This is a genomic window from Mycobacterium cajalii (assembly GCF_045809005.2).
Lineage (GTDB): Bacteria > Actinomycetota > Actinomycetes > Mycobacteriales > Mycobacteriaceae > Mycobacterium.
On the sequence record NZ_CM141436.1, the window covers coordinates 2,156,942 to 2,172,708 of the forward strand.

14 protein-coding genes and 2 pseudogenes are annotated in these 15,767 nt (G+C 66.1%); 11 read left to right on the top strand and 5 right to left on the bottom strand.

All coding sequences use genetic code 11. From position 1 onward, the window contains the following. Window positions 1-73 precede the first annotated feature (73 nt). Window positions 74-325: a type II toxin-antitoxin system ParD family antitoxin gene (locus tag ACJ512_RS10435; RefSeq protein ID WP_407688990.1), complete on the top strand. Its 252-nt coding sequence runs from the start codon at window positions 74-76 to the stop codon at window positions 323-325. After that, a complete protein-coding gene (locus tag ACJ512_RS10440; RefSeq protein WP_407688989.1) occupies window positions 322-618 on the top strand; it encodes a type II toxin-antitoxin system RelE/ParE family toxin in 297 nt (98 codons plus the stop codon). Before ACJ512_RS10435 ends, ACJ512_RS10440 begins: the two co-directional genes overlap by 4 nt. Before the next feature lie 263 nt (window positions 619-881). On the opposite strand, the gene ACJ512_RS10445 is transcribed toward ACJ512_RS10440, so the two are convergent. From ACJ512_RS10445 to ACJ512_RS10455, 3 genes and pseudogenes are all read right to left on the bottom strand, one after another. Beyond that, on the bottom strand, window positions 882-1,559 hold the full coding sequence (locus tag ACJ512_RS10445) for an RES domain-containing protein (RefSeq protein ID WP_407688988.1): 678 nt from the start codon (window positions 1,557-1,559) through the stop codon (window positions 882-884). A 15-nt stretch (window positions 1,560-1,574) separates the two neighbouring features. Continuing rightward, window positions 1,575-1,958: an antitoxin Xre/MbcA/ParS toxin-binding domain-containing protein gene (locus ACJ512_RS10450; protein WP_407688987.1), complete on the bottom strand. Its 384-nt coding sequence runs from the start codon at window positions 1,956-1,958 to the stop codon at window positions 1,575-1,577. A 228-nt stretch (window positions 1,959-2,186) separates the two neighbouring features. Continuing rightward, window positions 2,187-3,981: pseudogene (locus ACJ512_RS10455) on the bottom strand (glycoside hydrolase family 15 protein). Between the two features lie 161 nt (window positions 3,982-4,142). Here ACJ512_RS10455 and ACJ512_RS10460 point away from each other — a divergent pair. Together ACJ512_RS10460 and ACJ512_RS10465 are read left to right on the top strand one after the other, a co-directional pair. Beyond that, window positions 4,143-4,433: a hypothetical protein gene (locus tag ACJ512_RS10460; protein WP_407688986.1), complete on the top strand. Its 291-nt coding sequence runs from the start codon at window positions 4,143-4,145 to the stop codon at window positions 4,431-4,433. Between the two features lie 101 nt (window positions 4,434-4,534). Continuing rightward, entirely contained in the window at window positions 4,535-5,377 is an 843-nt protein-coding gene (locus ACJ512_RS10465) for an enoyl-CoA hydratase/isomerase family protein (RefSeq protein WP_407688985.1), read from the top strand. 11 nt (window positions 5,378-5,388) lie between these two features. Here ACJ512_RS10465 and ACJ512_RS10470 read toward each other — a convergent pair whose 3' ends face one another. Together ACJ512_RS10470 and ACJ512_RS10475 are read right to left on the bottom strand one after the other, a co-directional pair. Next, window positions 5,389-6,960 (bottom strand): long-chain-fatty-acid--CoA ligase, encoded by a 1,572-nt coding sequence (locus ACJ512_RS10470; protein WP_407688984.1) that lies wholly within the window; start codon window positions 6,958-6,960, stop codon window positions 5,389-5,391. A 64-nt stretch (window positions 6,961-7,024) separates the two neighbouring features. After that, window positions 7,025-7,651 carry a hypothetical protein gene (locus ACJ512_RS10475; RefSeq protein WP_407688983.1) on the bottom strand — a complete coding sequence of 209 codons (627 nt, stop codon included), beginning with the start codon at window positions 7,649-7,651 and terminating at the stop codon, window positions 7,025-7,027. A gap of 108 nt (window positions 7,652-7,759) precedes the next feature. Between ACJ512_RS10475 and ACJ512_RS10480 the strand changes: the two genes are divergently transcribed. The 7 genes and pseudogenes from ACJ512_RS10480 to ACJ512_RS10510 all read left to right on the top strand — a co-directional run bounded on the left by ACJ512_RS10480 (window position 7,760) and on the right by ACJ512_RS10510 (window position 15,764). Continuing rightward, entirely contained in the window at window positions 7,760-8,548 is a 789-nt protein-coding gene (locus ACJ512_RS10480) for an SDR family NAD(P)-dependent oxidoreductase (RefSeq protein ID WP_407688982.1), read from the top strand. 17 nt (window positions 8,549-8,565) lie between these two features. Next, window positions 8,566-9,434: pseudogene (locus tag ACJ512_RS10485) on the top strand (catalase). 50 nt (window positions 9,435-9,484) lie between these two features. Then, on the top strand, window positions 9,485-10,924 hold the full coding sequence (locus tag ACJ512_RS10490; RefSeq protein WP_407688981.1) for a recombinase family protein: 1,440 nt from the start codon (window positions 9,485-9,487) through the stop codon (window positions 10,922-10,924). 156 nt (window positions 10,925-11,080) lie between these two features. Continuing rightward, complete coding sequence (locus ACJ512_RS10495) at window positions 11,081-11,425, top strand: MMPL family transporter (RefSeq protein WP_461480113.1); 345 nt, start codon at window positions 11,081-11,083, stop codon at window positions 11,423-11,425. A gap of 339 nt (window positions 11,426-11,764) precedes the next feature. Then, window positions 11,765-12,187, top strand: a complete 423-nt coding sequence (locus tag ACJ512_RS10500) for an MmpS family transport accessory protein (RefSeq protein WP_407688979.1) — start codon at window positions 11,765-11,767, stop codon at window positions 12,185-12,187. Next, window positions 12,184-15,096 (top strand): MMPL/RND family transporter, encoded by a 2,913-nt coding sequence (locus ACJ512_RS10505; protein ID WP_461480048.1) that lies wholly within the window; start codon window positions 12,184-12,186, stop codon window positions 15,094-15,096. The genes ACJ512_RS10500 and ACJ512_RS10505 overlap by 4 nt, the downstream gene beginning before the upstream one ends. After that, complete coding sequence (locus ACJ512_RS10510; RefSeq protein WP_407689639.1) at window positions 15,096-15,764, top strand: TetR/AcrR family transcriptional regulator; 669 nt, start codon at window positions 15,096-15,098, stop codon at window positions 15,762-15,764. The genes ACJ512_RS10505 and ACJ512_RS10510 overlap by 1 nt, the downstream gene beginning before the upstream one ends. The last annotated feature ends 3 nt before the right edge of the window (window positions 15,765-15,767 follow it).

Below are 15,767 nucleotides of genomic sequence, written 5' to 3' on the forward strand. Positions count from 1 at the left end.
GGATCCGTCAATCGTCGCAGCCGCGGCGGCGGCCAGCTAAGCGCGGATACCAATAGTTGGTATCCTCCGATGTGTGGGTAAGAATACGTCGTTCAGCCTCGACGAGCATTACAGCGCATTCATCGATGCGGAGGTGGCGTCGGGCCGTTACCGCTCGGCCAGTGACGTCGTGCGTTCTGCTCTGCGGCTGCTTGAGGATCGTGAGACCCGCCTGCACGCATTGCGCCAGGCGCTCGACGCCGGCGAACGAAGTGGTGAGTCGACACCATTCGACTTCGATGAGTTCGTTGCGCGCAAGCGAGCTGAGCAACCTCGGCGCCGGTGACTCGGTATGTACTTTCGCCCGCCGCCCGCGCCGACCTGGAACAGATCTGGGAGTACACCTGCCAGCGCTGGGATGACGATCAGGCCGAGGAATACGTCCGTGAAATCCAGCGGGCGATCGAACGAGTCGTGGACAATCCGATGATCGGACGGGCCTGCGACGAACTCCGCCCTGGCTATCGGAAGCACGTTGTTGGATCGCACACGCTCTACTACCGGATTGTCAGCGGCGATGTGATCAATGTGGTGCGCATACTCCACCAACGGATGGATGTCGACCGGCACCTCGATTGACTTCATGCGGCGCGTGCCTGTGGATCACAGCTTGAGTTTCATTCGCTCCGCATCCGCTGCGCCGCGTGATTCGCGTGTTCTGAACCTCCAAGATTGGTCCAGGTCGTCCAGCTTGACCAGCATGAACGTCTGGCTTTCGGCATCGCCTCCGCTTCACACGCGGAAGGTCGCTCGTCGATCCCAGCCGGGACCACAGATATCGTCGCAGTTGAGAGGTAGTTTCGGTAGATTTAGGATGCGCTCTCGACAAGCCAACTCGTGTCTCACCTCATTCCCGCAGCTAGCGCCCTCGTTTTCAGATTATTGTCCTCGTTCGACACGCCGCTGCGCATCGGCGCGGTGTCGACTTCCTGACCTTCAACGGTCTCGCCAGGCCCGTCGGGCGCCTTCAAGATCCACGAAAAGATGATGCGCTGCAACGCCTTGGCTGCGTCGATAAGCGCTGGATGCGAAATGTCCAGCGGTTCGACACGAATAACCTTCGGCCGCAGCCAGCTTCCAAGGACAGTCCAGGCGGGGCGGTGATAAGACCACCACGACACCGCCTGCCATCTGCGATCCCCGCCGTGTGGGTCTGTCTCAGACCAGATCCGGTGGCCCCACGCCTGGGTGACCGCGAGATTGCGAACCACGGTCTGCGTTGGCCGCAACCCCAGCCGCACCAGCTGAGCGGGGTCATCGAGGTCGAGCACGCGCAAATCATCCGGCAACTCGTAGACGCCGATTGCCCGACTGGAGCCGGGAATTTGCGGAAACTCGAACATCGAGGCATCCCAGCGGGAAAGGTTTCCGAAGGTCTCACCACATGCCGCCTCACTGAATCGCGACAGGTACCACACGTGGTAGTCGGGATGGTCTATCCGGCCGCCCCGCTGCGGCCGATGCTCATACAGCGGATGGCCAGGCTTACCCGGCCGCGCGGCCGCCAAGTGTGGGAACACGCGGTAAGCGAGCAATCAGACTGCCCCGCCCCAACTTTCGGCGTCGAGGGCTTCGAGCACCGGCGCCGGCCCTGAAAGCTGCAACACGTCAATGGGTCGTGCACCGTCGAGGTAGCTATTGGCGCTGTCCAGCCAGGTCGCCGCCGCAGCGTCCCCCCACACCAGTCGCGCACGAGCAATGACGTGTTCAAGATCGATCAACAGCGGTGCGGCAGTGGGTCCGGGCCGCTCTTCGCCTGTCATCCACCGCGACGGCTGTGAACGATTCACCCCGACAATCGCCGCCAGCCGCGCCCCGCCGATGATGTCGGCCAGATACCGTACCCGTGAGGCCGCCAACGGATCATCGGCCCCCATTCTGGTTTGCTTCCGCGCTGTCTTTCGTGCCGTGATCGCCATGCCACCAGTTTGCCCAACATTATCGTTGGGTGCCATCCCGGTAAACGCTGGTCTAGTCGATGCGTCGGCGCAGCCGACAACACCGCCACGCCACTTCGCATATTCCGCCGACCCGGCCACGCAGAGAATAGGACGCTGGGCCGCAAGTTCCGGTTTCGCCCGACCACGCATCAACCAGTTGGCTACACAGTTCTTCCGCAGTTGGACGCAGGTCGGCCGACGCCGGGCTCACCAGTTCTTGCCGACCGCCGGGTCGTCGTCGCCTTGCAGCGTGTGCGCGGCCTCGAACAGCAGGGCGTGCACGAACGCCTGCGGCAGGTTGCCCCGCAGCTGGCGCTGGGCGACGTCGTACTCCTCGGTGAACAGGCCCGGGGGGCCGAAGGCGCCGCGGTTGCGCTCGAACCAGCGCGCGGCCGCCACCCGGTTGCCGCACTGGTGCTCGGCCAGGCACATCAGGAAGCCGCACAGCAGGAAAGCCCCCTCCTGCTGGCCCAGCGGTTGCTCGTCGGGCCGGAACCGGTACACGTAGCCGTGCCGGCTCAGGTCGGTGCGCACCGCGTCCAGCGTCGCGGTGGTGCGCGGATCGGTGACGGGAATGGCGCCCCGGATGGACGGGATGAGCAGCGCCGCGTCCACGCGCGGATCCCCCGGCGCGCGCTGCCACCGCCCGCTGGGATGCAGGCAGTCCGACGCGGTGTCGGTGATCAACAGGTCGGCCAGGTGCTGCCACTCGGCGCCCTCGTGCGCCGGTGCCATCTCCCCGATGGTGCGCAGCCCGGCCGCGCAGGTCAGCCGGGAGTGGGCCCAGCACTGCTGGTCCAGCTCCCAGATGCCGGCGTCGGGCTCCCGCCACCGGTCCTTGATGGTCTTGCACCAACGACTGCACCGCCTTCCAGTGCAGGCCGTCGAGACGGTCCAGGCGGGCGGCGGCCCCCAGCAACAGCAGGGCCTCGCCGCAGGCGTCGAGCTGGAACTGGTCGACGACCCGGTTGCCGGTCATGACGGTGGCGCCGGGATAGCCCGGCAGGTCCAGGTGCCGCTCGCGGGGCACCGGACCGCCCGTGACCGTGTAGGCCGGCTTGAGCTGCCCACCGTCGGCGAGCACGCGTTCGCTGACGAAGCGCACCGCGTCGTCGAGCAGGGGGTGGGCACCGGCGGAGGCCACGGCCTGCCCGGCGTAGCACTGATCGCGGATCCAGCAGTAGCTGTAGTCGTAGTTGCGGCCCTGCTGGGCGCGTTCCGGCAGCGACATGGTGGCCGCGGCAGCCATCCCGCCGCCGCTGGAGGTCAACCCGCGCAGCACCGCATAGGCGGCCTGGGAATCGGCGTCGGCCACGGTGCCGGTGATCTCGGGAACCGCTTCGCGCCAAGCGATTTCGGTCCATCGCCAGCAGTCGTTGGGGCGTGGCACGTCGGCGGGCAGCTCGCTGTCGGAGATCTCGAGGACCAGGTCGTGATCGCGTCCGGGTACCACGCAGATTGCCGTCCGCAGCGAGCCGTCGTCGCAGACCTTGGCTCCGCCGGCCCCGAACCACCGGAAGCGCAGCGGGCCTGATCGACCGGTCCAGATCCCGTCGTCGAGGGACAGGTCGCACATCGGCTCCGAGCCGAAATCCGCGCGGACGTCGAGCGTGACCTGCATCCACATCGGCCGGTCGAGCGCCCGGCATCGGCGCAGCACCACCGCGGTGTGCGCGTCGCCGGGAAATGCCAGCGCTTCGCGGCTTTCGACGATCCCGTCGGTGGTCACCCATCGTGACCGCCAGATCAGCGACCGTTCCTCGTACCGGCCGCCCCACACGAACTGCGCGTTGTCCGGGGAGACGACGTAGGCGCCGCCGCCTCCCAGCAGCGAGCTGAACACCCCGGGGCCGTCCCAGCGCGGGAGGCACATCCAGGTGCACTCGCCGCGGGGTCCGATCACCACGCCACGCTCTCCGTCGGCCAGCAGGGCGTACTCGCGGAGTACCTCCGGAGAGAAAAGCTCGGCGATGGAAGGGGCGATGGGAGGGTTGTCGGTCATAGTCGCCTTTCACTGCAGACCCGTGCATACCGCCGTCACCCGTTGAGTCGCACCGTGGCGGAAACGGGCGCCGATTGGGGGCCGCGACGAGCACACCGGCCGGCCCGGGGCGACAATACGTGTGGACCGACGAGACCACGACTTCGCGAGGACGGTGGACGGTGAGCAATCAAGAGGGTATCGGCGTGCTGAAACTCGAATGCCCGCAAGGCCATCCCGTCGGCAGGATCCTCAGGGACGCTCCGCATCAGTCGGTGCAGTACGACCCGGGCGCCGCGGTGGGGCCACGCCGGTTCTGGCCGGACGAGGACGACCAGCCACGGTTCGCCATCCACTGCCGGTTCTGCGACCGGCAGGTGGGGGAGGCCACGGCCACGTTGCAGTCCACCCTGGCCGAGCTGCTCAACGACACGACCCAGGGCACCGCCGTCACCACGGTGCCGTACCTGTAGACCGGCCGCCGGACCCGCCCCTACATACTGTAAGAGCTACAGTATCCCCACCGCGCGGCGCGCTGACGCGACGACGCGGTCGCCGACGTCGAAGGAGTCCCGTGACACAGCAGCCCTCGCCCCCGCACGGCAGCCCGCGCCCGCCCGAGGGGGACTGGCTGGGCACGCCGTACCTGACGTTGCAGCGGCAGGGGCCGATCGCGGTGTGCACGATCGACCGCCCGGACGCCCGCAACGCCCTGACCCCGGCGATGTACTTCGGAATCCGTTATGCCGTAGGCCGTCTCAACGAGGACCCGGATCTGGCCGGGCTGCTGATCACCGGAACCGGTGACGTGTTCGCGCCCGGCGGCGACATGGGCGGCGGGGCCGGCGGCGCCGACGCCTGGATCACCTTCGGCGCCGCGCTGGGCATGGACGTCACGCCGTTCGACGCGGTGCGGACCTCGGCCAAGCCGATCGTCTCGGCGGTCAACGGGCTGTGCCAGGGCGGCGGCTTCCAGATCGCGCTGTGCAGCGACCTCTCGGTGGTCAGCGAGCGGGCGACCTTCCGCGTGCCCGAGTTGTTCCGCGGCTACGCCGACACCTACTACAGCCAGATGCTGGCGCGCCTGATCGGGCCGGTGCGCACCCGCGACCTGATGTTCACCGGACGGGTGCTGAGCGCGGCCGAGGCCTACGACTGGGGCCTGGTGAGCCGGGTAGTGCCGCAGGAGAGCCTGCTCGCCGAGGCACACGACGTGCTGGCCCAGGTGTGCCGCACCGCCCCGCGGGCCCGCGGGGTCATCAAGTCCAGCATCGACAACTACCTGGGCCTGTACGACCGCATCGGCATGACCGCCAGCCTGAGCGACGCCGAGGCGCGGGAGGGTTTCCGCGCCTTCAAGGAGCGCCGCTCGCCGGACTGGGTGCATCCGCAGCTGCGCGTCGAGGGACGGCTGTAGGCACCCGGCAGTCACACCTTCCTGGCGCGGTCCCGCCAATATGGTTCCCGCAGTTCGGTTTTGAGGATTTTGCCGCTCGCGTTGCGGGGGAGCTCCGCCACGAAGTCGACGGTGCGCGGGCACTTGTAGCCGGCGAGGTGCTCGCGGCAGAACGCGATGACATCCTCGGGGCCGACCTCGCCGGCGGCCACGACGATCGCCTTGACGGATTCGCCCCAGCGGTCGTCGGGCACCCCGATGACGGCGGCGTCGGCGACGGCGGGATGCTTGATCAGCACGCTTTCCACCTCGGGCCCGTAGACGTTCTCCCCGCCGGTGATCACCATGTCTTTCAGCCGGTCCTCGACGTAGACGTAGCCGTCGGCGTCGAGGCGCCCCACGTCGCCGGTGCGCACCCACTCGTCGCCGGTGATCGTGTCGGCCGTTGCCTCCGGGCGGTTCAGGTAGCCGCTCATGTTCTGGTTGCTGCGCACCCAGATCTCGCCCGGCCGCCCCGCCTGCAGCAGATCGCCAGTCTCGGGATCGACGATCTTAATCGCCGTTCCCGGCAACGCTTTTCCGGCAGAGAGCTGCAGATGGGGCCGGGCTGGATCGCGATGGTCGGTGTCGCCGAGCGCCGTGACTGCTCCGCACAGTTCCGTCTGGCCGTACACCTGAACGAATTTCGTGCCGGGCCAGGCCGCCAGCGCCCGGTGTAGCAGGGGCAGCGGCATCGGGGCGGCGCCGTACACGATGTAACGCAGCCCCGAGATGGCGGCGACCGCCGCCTCGCCGCCGTCGAGGAACCTGGCGATCACCGAAGGCACGACGAACGCATGCGTCGCGCCGGCGCGCACCGCCCCGATCAGCTCCGCGGCGTCGGGCTCGCGGGTCATGATCGTCGGCATGCCGGGCCGGATGCCGAACAGTGCATACCCGATCCCACCCACGTGGAACAGCGGCATGCACACCAGGTTCGTGTCGCCTTCGCCGGAGGGAAACGCCGGCGCGACGTTCGCCGCGTGGTTGACCAGCGCCCGCTGGCTCAGCACCACGCCCTTGGGGCGCCCGGTGGTGCCCGAGCTGTAGATCACCAGCGCGGAGTCGTCGCCGGTGACCTCGGCGTCGGGATCCTCGGGAGATGCCGCGGCGAGCAATGATTCGTACTCGTCCTCGTCGTCACCGCCCACCACGACGATGCGCTGCAGGCCCGGTACGTGAGCGGCAGCCGCCTGCGCCGCGGGATGCAGTTCGGCGCCGGCGAAAAGCAGGCGGGCCCCGCTGTCTTCGAGGACATGCACGAGTTCCTCACCGGCCAGACGCCAATTCACCACGGTGGCCACCGCGCCGATCGATGCGGCCGCGAACAGGGTTTCCAGGCACGCGGGGTGATTCTTGTCCAGGAAAGCCACGCACTGCCCACGCCGGATACCGGCGGCGCGCAGTGCTCCGGCTGCGCGACGAATCCGCGCCGCCCACTCGGCCCAGGTCCACTGTGCTTCGCCGTAACGGATAGCCGTGGCGTCGGGGCGCTGTCGTACGTGCTGCTCGATGAATCCGATGAGCGTGTCGGTCGTGCTGATGGTGGCGTCGGCTGCCGGCATAACCCCTCCGAGATCGTTGTGTCCTTCTCTGTGATACGCGGTGCGCCGCCGCCACGGCAACCCGTCAGAGCATGGAGTCGATCATGGCCCCGCCGTCTTGGGCGGCTTGACCGGTCGCGTTGTCGTTCTGCCGGAAGTCGATGAACGCCGACAGCCGAGTCGACGTGTTGAGCAGCTCGCCGAATGTGCCGAGGACGGGAACCGTGCCCCGCGGCGACGAAAGGTCGGCGGTGTAGTCGATGGCGGCCTTCTGCTGAAAGTTGTTGCCTTGCAACATCGTTATGAGCGGATCGGTCAGGTTCCGCACGTTGGTCAAATCAGAGGACGGATCGCCGGTCAACCGGCCGATGTCGCCCTGCAGCACGGCGGCGACATCGGTCCCGTCGGCCGTCTTGACGGTGACCTGCAGCTGTGCGCTGGAATCGGCGTTGGAGAGCGCCACCCAGTCCGTGCCCCGGTCGCCGACCGTCCAGCCCGGCGCGGGGGTGATCGAGATGCCCTGCGCGATGTCGACCGGGTCGGCGGCAAGCAGCCGCAGCGCCACCGGCGCCGGCGCACGCGGTGGCTGCCCGGCCGGGTCGGCGGCGCCGGTGAGCAGGACCGCGGCGATCACGGCGGCGACACCGGCGGGCCGCAGGCCGCGCGCGGGCCGTGTCGCACCGGGGAACCGGGGTGTGTGCGTTGATGACATCGTGGCTCCTCGTGCCCCCCGGGTGGTTTGCGCAAAATCGTAAGGTACAAATCGCGATATGAGCAGATCCCGCCGAGCAGTCTCCCCACCCGGCAAAAGGACTTCGACATGGTGAATGCCGAGCGCGCCAGTTCCCGCACGTTCGTCGTGACGGGCGCGGCATCCGGGATCGGCCTGGCCACCGCGCGGCGCCTGCTGGCCGAGGGCGGCTCCGTCGTCGGCGCCGACCTGGCCGCCCCGCCGGACCTGGGGCCCGACTTCCACTTCGTCACCGCCGACGTGACCGACGAAGCCGCGATCGGCGCCGTGCTGCAGGCGGTGCCGGATCGTCTCGACGGCGTGTTCCACGCCGCCGGCGTCGCCGGGGGCGGACCGGTCCACCTGCTCGACCGCGCCGAATGGGAGCGGGTGATCGGCGTCAACCTCACCGGCACGTTCCTGGTCGCCAAGGCGGCGCTGGCCAGGATGATCGAGCAACCCCGGCTCGACGGTGAGCGAGGCTCCATCGTCACCGTGTCCAGCATCGAAGGCCTGGAAGGAACGGCGGGCGGCAGCTCCTACAACGCCGCCAAGGGCGGGGTCGTGCTGCTGACCAGGAACATGGCGCTCGACTACGGACCGAGCGGCATCCGGGTCAACGCCATCTGCCCTGGTTTCATCGAAACACCAATGGCGGAAAGCGTTTTCGGTTTGGAGGGGATGGCGGGTCCGCTGGCCTCCATCACGAAGGAACACGCGCTGCAGCGGCTGGGCCGGCCCGAGGAGGTCGCGGCGATGGCGGCTTTCCTGCTCTCCCCGGACGCCTCGTTCGTCACCGGGCAGGCCATCGCCGTCGACGGCGGCTACACCGCCGGCCGCGATCACGGCGTCGTCAAACTCTTCGGCCTGCCCGAGTGAGCCTCTAGGATTCCCCGATGGCAGGCAAGCTTTCCCCCGACGACGCGATCGAGGCGATTCGAAGCGCCGGGGGAGCGCGGCCCGGCTGTCGCGCGCAGCGCACCTGGACGGATCCACGGTCCCCGCGCTGATCCGTTTCTCCAACGGATCCGGCAACCCCGAACAGCCGGACGGCGCCCCCGGGGTGCGCGGCCTGGCGGTGAAGTTCACGCTGCCCGACGGCTCGACGACCGATGTCTCCACGCAGACCGCCCGGCTGTTCGTCTCGAGCACCCCGGACGGCTTCATCGACCTGCTCGAGGCGATGCGCCCCGGCCTGCTGCAACCGCTGCGGATGGCCCGGCACCTGCTGACCCACCCGCGGCTGTTCGCCGCGCTGCCCGTCCTGCGCGACGCCAACATGGTTCCGGCCAGCTACGCCACCATCGAATATCACGGACTGCACGCCTTCCGCTGGGTCGGCGCCGACGGCAACGCCAGGTTCGTCCGCTACCGCCTGGCGCCCGCCGCCGGCGCGAAGTCCTCCGGCCCGGCCCCGCGGGAGGCGTCCGCGGACTTCCTCACCGGCGAGCTGAACGCCCGGCTCGACCGCGGGCCGGTCCGCTTCGATTTCCGGGTGCAGATCGCCGGGCCGCAGGACTCGACCGTCGACCCATCGGCGCCGTGGCAGGGCACCCAGGTCGTCACCGTCGGGACCATCGAGATCACGGGCCTCGACACCGCGCGCGAGCACGGCGACGACATCGTCGTGTTCGACCCGATGCGGGTGACCGACGGCATCGAACCCTCCGACGACCCGGTTCTCCGGTTCCGCACGCTGGCCTATTCGGCGTCGGTCAAGCTGCGCACCGGCGTCGACCGCGGCGTGCAAGCACCTCCGGTCTGACCGGCGCGCGCACGCGGCAGGCTAAGCTGAAATGTCGCTAAACTACCCTCATGGCGAAAGCGAAAACGCCCGGTCAACGCGCCGCGGTGCGGTCGGCGGCGATCTACGCCCGCATCTCGGCCGATGTGGAGGGCACCGGGCTGGGGGTGGCGCGGCAGTTGGAGGATTGCCGCAAGCTGGCCGCTGACCGGGGCTGGCCGGTGGGTGATGAGTATGTCGACAACGATGTGTCGGCGTTCTCGGGTAAACCACGACGGCAGTATGTGCGGATGCTGGCCGATCTGAAGTCGGGTGCTAGGGATGCGGTGATCGTCTATAACTTGGACCGGTTGCATCGCCGCCCGGTGGAGTTGGAAGAGTTTGTCGCTTTGTGTGAGTCGGTGGGTGTGCGCGATGTCGCTACCGTGACTGCCGATATCGATCTCGGAAATGATGATGGGTTATTTATGGCCCGGATTTTCGCTGCGTTCGCCGCGAAGGAGTCCGGGCGTAAGTCCGCGCGTATTCGGCGCAAGATGTTGCAGAACGCCGAACAGGGATTGCCGCATGGTTCGGTGCGCCCGTTCGGCTATGAGCCTGACAAGATCACCGTGCGTGAGTCGGAGGCTGCGGTGGTGCGGGAGGTGGTGGATCGTTACCTGGCGGGGGCCTCGATCCGGTCATTGACGGTGTGGCTCAATGACTCCGGTACCGCGCCGGCGGCATCGAAGTCGTGGCGGACCTCGGCGGTGCGCCAAATCCTGTGCTCGGGTCGCATCGCGGGGCTGCGTGAGCATCACGGGCAGGTGATTGGTGAGGCGGCGTGGCCGGCGATCATTACCCCGGCGCAGCGGGATCAGGTGTTGGCCCGCATGACCGCCCGGGCGCTGACGAAGACTCGCGCGCCGCGCACCTACTTGTTGTCGGGGTTGCTGCGCTGCGGCCGGTGCGGCAACCGGTTGTATTCCCAAGCCCGCCATGTTAATCCCGAGAATCGGGTGCGCCGCTATGTGTGCCTGTCCGGTCCGGATCAGGGCGGCTGTGGGCGACTGACGGTGGTGGCCCAACCGGTCGAGGAGTTGCTGACCGATGCGGTGCTCACGAGGCTGGATTCCCCGGCGCTGGCTGATGCGTTGGCAGGCAAAGCGAGCGTCGATGCAGATGTCGCGGTGTTGTCGGCCCAGCTCGACGCCGACACTGCCCGCTTGGATGAGCTGGCCGCGCTGTATGCGAACGGCACCGTGACGGCGCGGGAGTGGATTGCCGCGCGTGACCCGATCACCGCGCGTATCGCCGAAACCCGCCGAGCGATCGCGGCAGCCACCGACACCACCGATGTGCAGGACTTGGCCGGGATGGGCGGTGCCCTGCGCGCCCAATGGCCAGATCTCCAACTGGAACGCCGGCAGGCCATCATCAAAGCGATCCTTGATCATGCGGTGATCGCCCCCGGCACGCCGGGCTCTCGCAGTCTCGACATCAGCCGCGTCCAACCGCAATGGCGCATCTAGCCAAATTCGGATTGTCCAGGTGTAGCGACACGTGTTGTGTCGACAGCGGATTGGGCGACTCACGTGGGCGGTGCTGTCCGGTCGTTGTCGTGCAGTGCTGGGGTCAACTGGCTGCCTGGCCGCGTTGGGCCGGTCGGGCGCGACGGCGGGGTTGTTGTGTGCCGGCAAGTTGCCTCACGTCAAGATGCGCGCGAAGGGGGGCCGGACCCCAGTAGGTTGGTCGAACACATCCGCGACCAAGCCCAACCCCTTGCACGCGGCGGCGGACCGCAAATTCTGGTGGGCGGAGCGACCGTGAAGTTCATCGACCTCGGCACGGTCACCCGCGTAGGCGCACCCGCCGTGCTGACCATCGTCATCAATGCGTCATTTCTGTTCCTACTATTGGTGTTTCGCAGTGTCGCGCTCGCACTTAAAGCGGTCGTGATGAACCTGCTAACCACCGCCGCTGCGGTTGGGCTGACGGTCGCGGTCTTCCAATGGGCTGTCGAAACTTCTTGACTTCGCCAGCTTCGGCTACCTGCAGGCGGACTGGCGTTGTGCGACAACGCATTCTCGGTCACGACGGCGAATGCTGCTAGAAGCGCTAACTGCATACATCTGCCCTGCCAGGGGTGAAACGCATCACACCCACAGCTCGGTGTTGTTAGTGCCACATTCGGCAGCGCCGGATCGTCTCTGGTTGGCGCACTGGGATACAGTAGCGACCGGCGGTGGTACGGAACCGGAGTTCCGTGAGCTCCGTACCGTTTGGCGGCCCGTCTTCTCGCCGGGGCCGCACTGTCCTGTGTCTGGACTGAACGAAACAAAAGAGCTAGGGGAGCGCACGCGGTGTTTCGAGTGTTGAAGCGGTTCTGGATCCCGCTGGTGCTTGTGGTGGTCGTGGCACTGGGCGTGTATGCGATTACCCGCATTCGCGAGTCCACTGGCCACCGCGGCCCGAATTTAGCGGAGGGATCTGGAATTACTGCGAACTTCAATCCGAAGCACATCAGGTACGAGATCAGCGGGACGGGCGGATCCGCGAACCTCAACTACCTCGACGAGAACGGCCAACCCCATCTCATCGAAAACGCCCCGCTGCCTTGGTCATTCACGATTGTGACGACGTTGCCGTCGATGTCAGCGAACATCCTGGCCCAAGGAGACCGCAACACCCACGACCTTCGGTGCCAGGTGATCGTCGACGGCGCGGTGCGCGATAGCAGGGCCAGCACCGACACAATCAAACCGTTCATCTACTGCTTGGTGAAATCCGTATGAGCAACACGCACACGACGCACCATCGCCCGTTCATTGGCCGGATGGTTCGGATCTTGTCGTTACCGATCATCCTGTTCTGGGTGTTCGTCGCGGTGGGCCTGGGCGTCTTGACCCCGTCGCTGGATGCTGTCGCAGCCACGCGTTCGGTGCCGATCAGCCCGACCAATTCGCAGTCGTATCAGGCGATGCTGCACATCGGCAAGGTGTTTCAGCAGTACGATTCGGACTCCACGGCGATGGTCGTGCTGGAGGGTAAGGACAAGCTCGGTGATGCCGCGCACAAGTTCTACGACAAGATCGTCGCCAAACTGAACGCCGATCACAAGCATGTGCAGAACGTCCAGGATTTCTGGAGTGATCCGCTGACCGCGGCGGGCTCGCAGAGTGTAGACGGCAAGGCCGCCTACGTGCAGATCTTCCTCAATGGCGCCCAGGGCACGACGCTCAGTCACGAGTCGGTGGCAGCGGTGCGTGACATCGTTGCCTCGGTACCCGCGCCGCCGGGTATCAAGGCCTATGTCGCGGGCAACACGGTGCTCAACGCCGACACCAGCGTGGCCGGGCATCAGAGCATGGCGGCCATGGAGGTGGTGTCGGTCGGCGTCATCATTGTGATGCTGCTCATCATCTACCGTTCCGCAGTGACGATGCTGGTGTCCATGGTGGTTATCGGCCTGGAACTATTTGCTGCACAGGGCATTACGGCCACGGCGGGCAACCTGAACATCATCGGCTTGACCCCGTACGCGGTGAGCATGGTGACGATGCTGGCCTTGGCCGCCGGCACAGATTATGTGATCTTCCTGCTCGGGCGATATCACGAGGAAAGATCGAAAGGCCTCGATTCCGAAGACGCGTTCTACATCGCCTATAGCGGCGTCTCGCACGTCATCCTGGGTTCCGGACTGACCATCGTCGGGGCCTGCTTATGCCTGACCATGACCACGCTGCCGTATTTCCAGACCATGGGGCTGCCCTGTGCGATCGCGGTTGCGGTGATCATCGCCGCAGCCCTGACACTGGCGCCGGCGATCCTGACGGTGGCGTCGAAGTTCGGTCTGCTCGACCCTAAGCACAACGTGGTCTCGTCGCCGGGTTGGCGCAAGGTCGGCACCTCCGTGGTTCGCTGGCCCATTCCAATCGTCTTGGTGACCTGCGTGATCGCCGTCGTGGGTTTCGCCGCCCTGCAAACCTATGTGCCGCAGTACAACGACCAGAAGTTCACCCCCGCCGATATGCCCGCCAACCTTGCCATGGGCGTGGCGGACCGCCATTTCTCCCAGGCGCGCATGAACCCCGAGCTGTTGATGCTCGAGGCCGATCACGACCTGCGCACCCCCGCGGACATGCTCGTGATCGAAAAGGTCGCCAAAAGCGTCTTTCGCATGCGGGGCATCGATCGGGTGCAGACCATCACCCGCCCCCTGGGTGCACCGATCGAGCACAGCTCTATCCCGTTCCTGCTCGGCGCGCAAAACGCCGGCACTTTGCAGTCCGCGAAGTTCAACAACGACAACTCGGCGCAGATGCTTGAGCAGGCCGACGAGCTGAGCAAGACCATCGCCAACATGGAGCGCATGTACACCATCACCAAGGAGATGACCGAAACCACCCACAGCATGGTTGGCAGGACCCACGAGATGGCGGACACCACCAACCAGCTGCGGGACCAGATTGCCGATTTCGACGACTTCTTCAGACCTATTCGCAGCTACTTCTATTGGGAAAAGCACTGCTTCGACATCCCTGCCTGCTGGTCGTTGCGATCTATCTTTGATGCGCTGGACGGGATCGATGAACTCGCCGACCAAATACAAGGTCTCACTACCGATTTGGACCGTTTGGATCATTTACTGCCGCAGATGTTGCCGGTGCTGCAGAACACCATCAGTTCGATGACAAAAATGCGTGACTTCATGATCGCGACCCATAGCGTCCAGGCCGGCACCCAGGCCCAGCAACAGGAGTTGGCCAAAGGCGCGACGGAGATAGGCTTGTACTTCGACCAGGCCAAGAACGACGATTTGTTCTACCTGCCGCCGGACGTGTTCGACAATCCCGACTTCAAACGCGGGATAAAGATGTTCATGTCACCCGATGGCAAGGCAGTCCGGATGATCATCACCCACCAGGGTGACCCAGCCTCGGTGCAGGGCATCGAACACGTCCGGGACCTCAAAGGTGTCGTCGCAGACGCCCTCAAAGGCACCCCGCTGAGCAACGCCCAGGTCTCACTCGCCGGCACGGCATCGCTGTACGCCGACATGCAGGACGGCGTCGTCACCGACCTCATGATCACGATCATCGCAGCGATGATCCTGATTTTCGCGATCATGTTGTTGATCACCCGCAGCATGGTGGCTGCCCTGGTGATCGTCGGCACCGTGGCCGCATCCCTGGGTACCGCGTGTGGGTTGTCAGTGCTGCTCTGGCAGGACATCCTCGGCCTGGGCGTGCAGTGGATCGTGATCCCATTATCGATGGTGATCCTGCTCGCAGTGGGTTCGGACTACAATCTCTTGGTGGTCTCGCGCTTCAAAGAAGAGATACCCGCCGGGCTCAATACGGGCATCATCAGGGGCATCGGGGCCACCGGACGCGTCGTCACAGCGGCCGGGCTGGTGTTCGCCTTCACCATGATGTCGATGATCGTCAGCGACCTGCGCGTGGTCGGTCAACTCGGCATGACCATCGGTATCGGCCTGGTTGTCGACACACTGATCGTTCGGGCGTTCATGACGCCATCCATCGCCGCGGCGCTGGGCCGCTGGTTCTGGTGGCCGCTGAACACCTTCGAGATCACCAGGCGTGGCCGCCGCGGACCCGAACCACAGCCAGCCGACGACAACACCGCGCCCATCCCGACAACGACCGCGTCAGTGTCGAGCATTGATCAGGCAAGCGAGTAATGGAGTTGTTAGTCGCGGCATCGAGATGCCAGACAGACACCGAATCGAAACTGCGCCAACGCACTCAAGGCCAGCTCGATCGGACCCGCGATCCTGCGATCCTCGACGCCGCGCTGGCCCTATTGGCCGAGAACGGTTACAACGACACCACTATGAACGACATCGCCGCACGAGCGGGTGTCGGTAAAGCCGCAATCTACCGCCGCTGGGCGTCGAAGGCCGCGTTGATCACCGACGCGCTTGTATACTGGCGACCCGACCTCATCGATGACGATGCCCCAGATACCGGCAGCCTAGCCGGAGACTTCGACGCAGTAGTTGAACGAGTGGCACGTGCCGACGACGCCATGATCTCCAGCGATCTGGTGCTGCGGGTGGCGATGGAGGCGGTGCGCGATCAGCAACTCGCCTCAGCCCTCGACGACCTGATGCTACTCAAGGGCAGGCGCACGGTGACCGCGGTCCTCCAACAGGCCGCCGCCCGCGGCGAAGTCGCACCCGACCGGGACTGGTCTCTCATCGCCGACACCTTGACGGGGATGGGGCTGATGCGGGTCATCAGCGGTCAAAGTGTCGACGCCCAATTCGTCCGGCAAGTCATCGACACACTCGTTTTGCCTGCTATCGGCGCGGCGACCACCAAGGGTAGTGGCGCAAGCGCAGAGTAATAG

Bases quoted from the DNA above. Each gene is read 5' to 3' on its own strand.
- ACJ512_RS10470 (WP_407688984.1), bottom strand. From the start codon at position 6,960: ATGCCGGCAGCCGACGCCACCATCAGCACGACCGACACGCTCATCGGA.
- ACJ512_RS10480 (WP_407688982.1), top strand. From the start codon at position 7,760: ATGGTGAATGCCGAGCGCGCCAGTTCCCGCACGTTCGTCGTGACGGGC.
- ACJ512_RS10450 (WP_407688987.1), bottom strand. From the start codon at position 1,958: ATGGCGATCACGGCACGAAAGACAGCGCGGAAGCAAACCAGAATGGGG.
- ACJ512_RS10490 (WP_407688981.1), top strand. From the start codon at position 9,485: ATGGCGAAAGCGAAAACGCCCGGTCAACGCGCCGCGGTGCGGTCGGCG.
- ACJ512_RS10505 (WP_461480048.1), top strand. From the start codon at position 12,184: ATGAGCAACACGCACACGACGCACCATCGCCCGTTCATTGGCCGGATG.
- ACJ512_RS10510 (WP_407689639.1), top strand. From the start codon at position 15,096: ATGGAGTTGTTAGTCGCGGCATCGAGATGCCAGACAGACACCGAATCG.
- ACJ512_RS10475 (WP_407688983.1), bottom strand. From the start codon at position 7,651: ATGTCATCAACGCACACACCCCGGTTCCCCGGTGCGACACGGCCCGCG.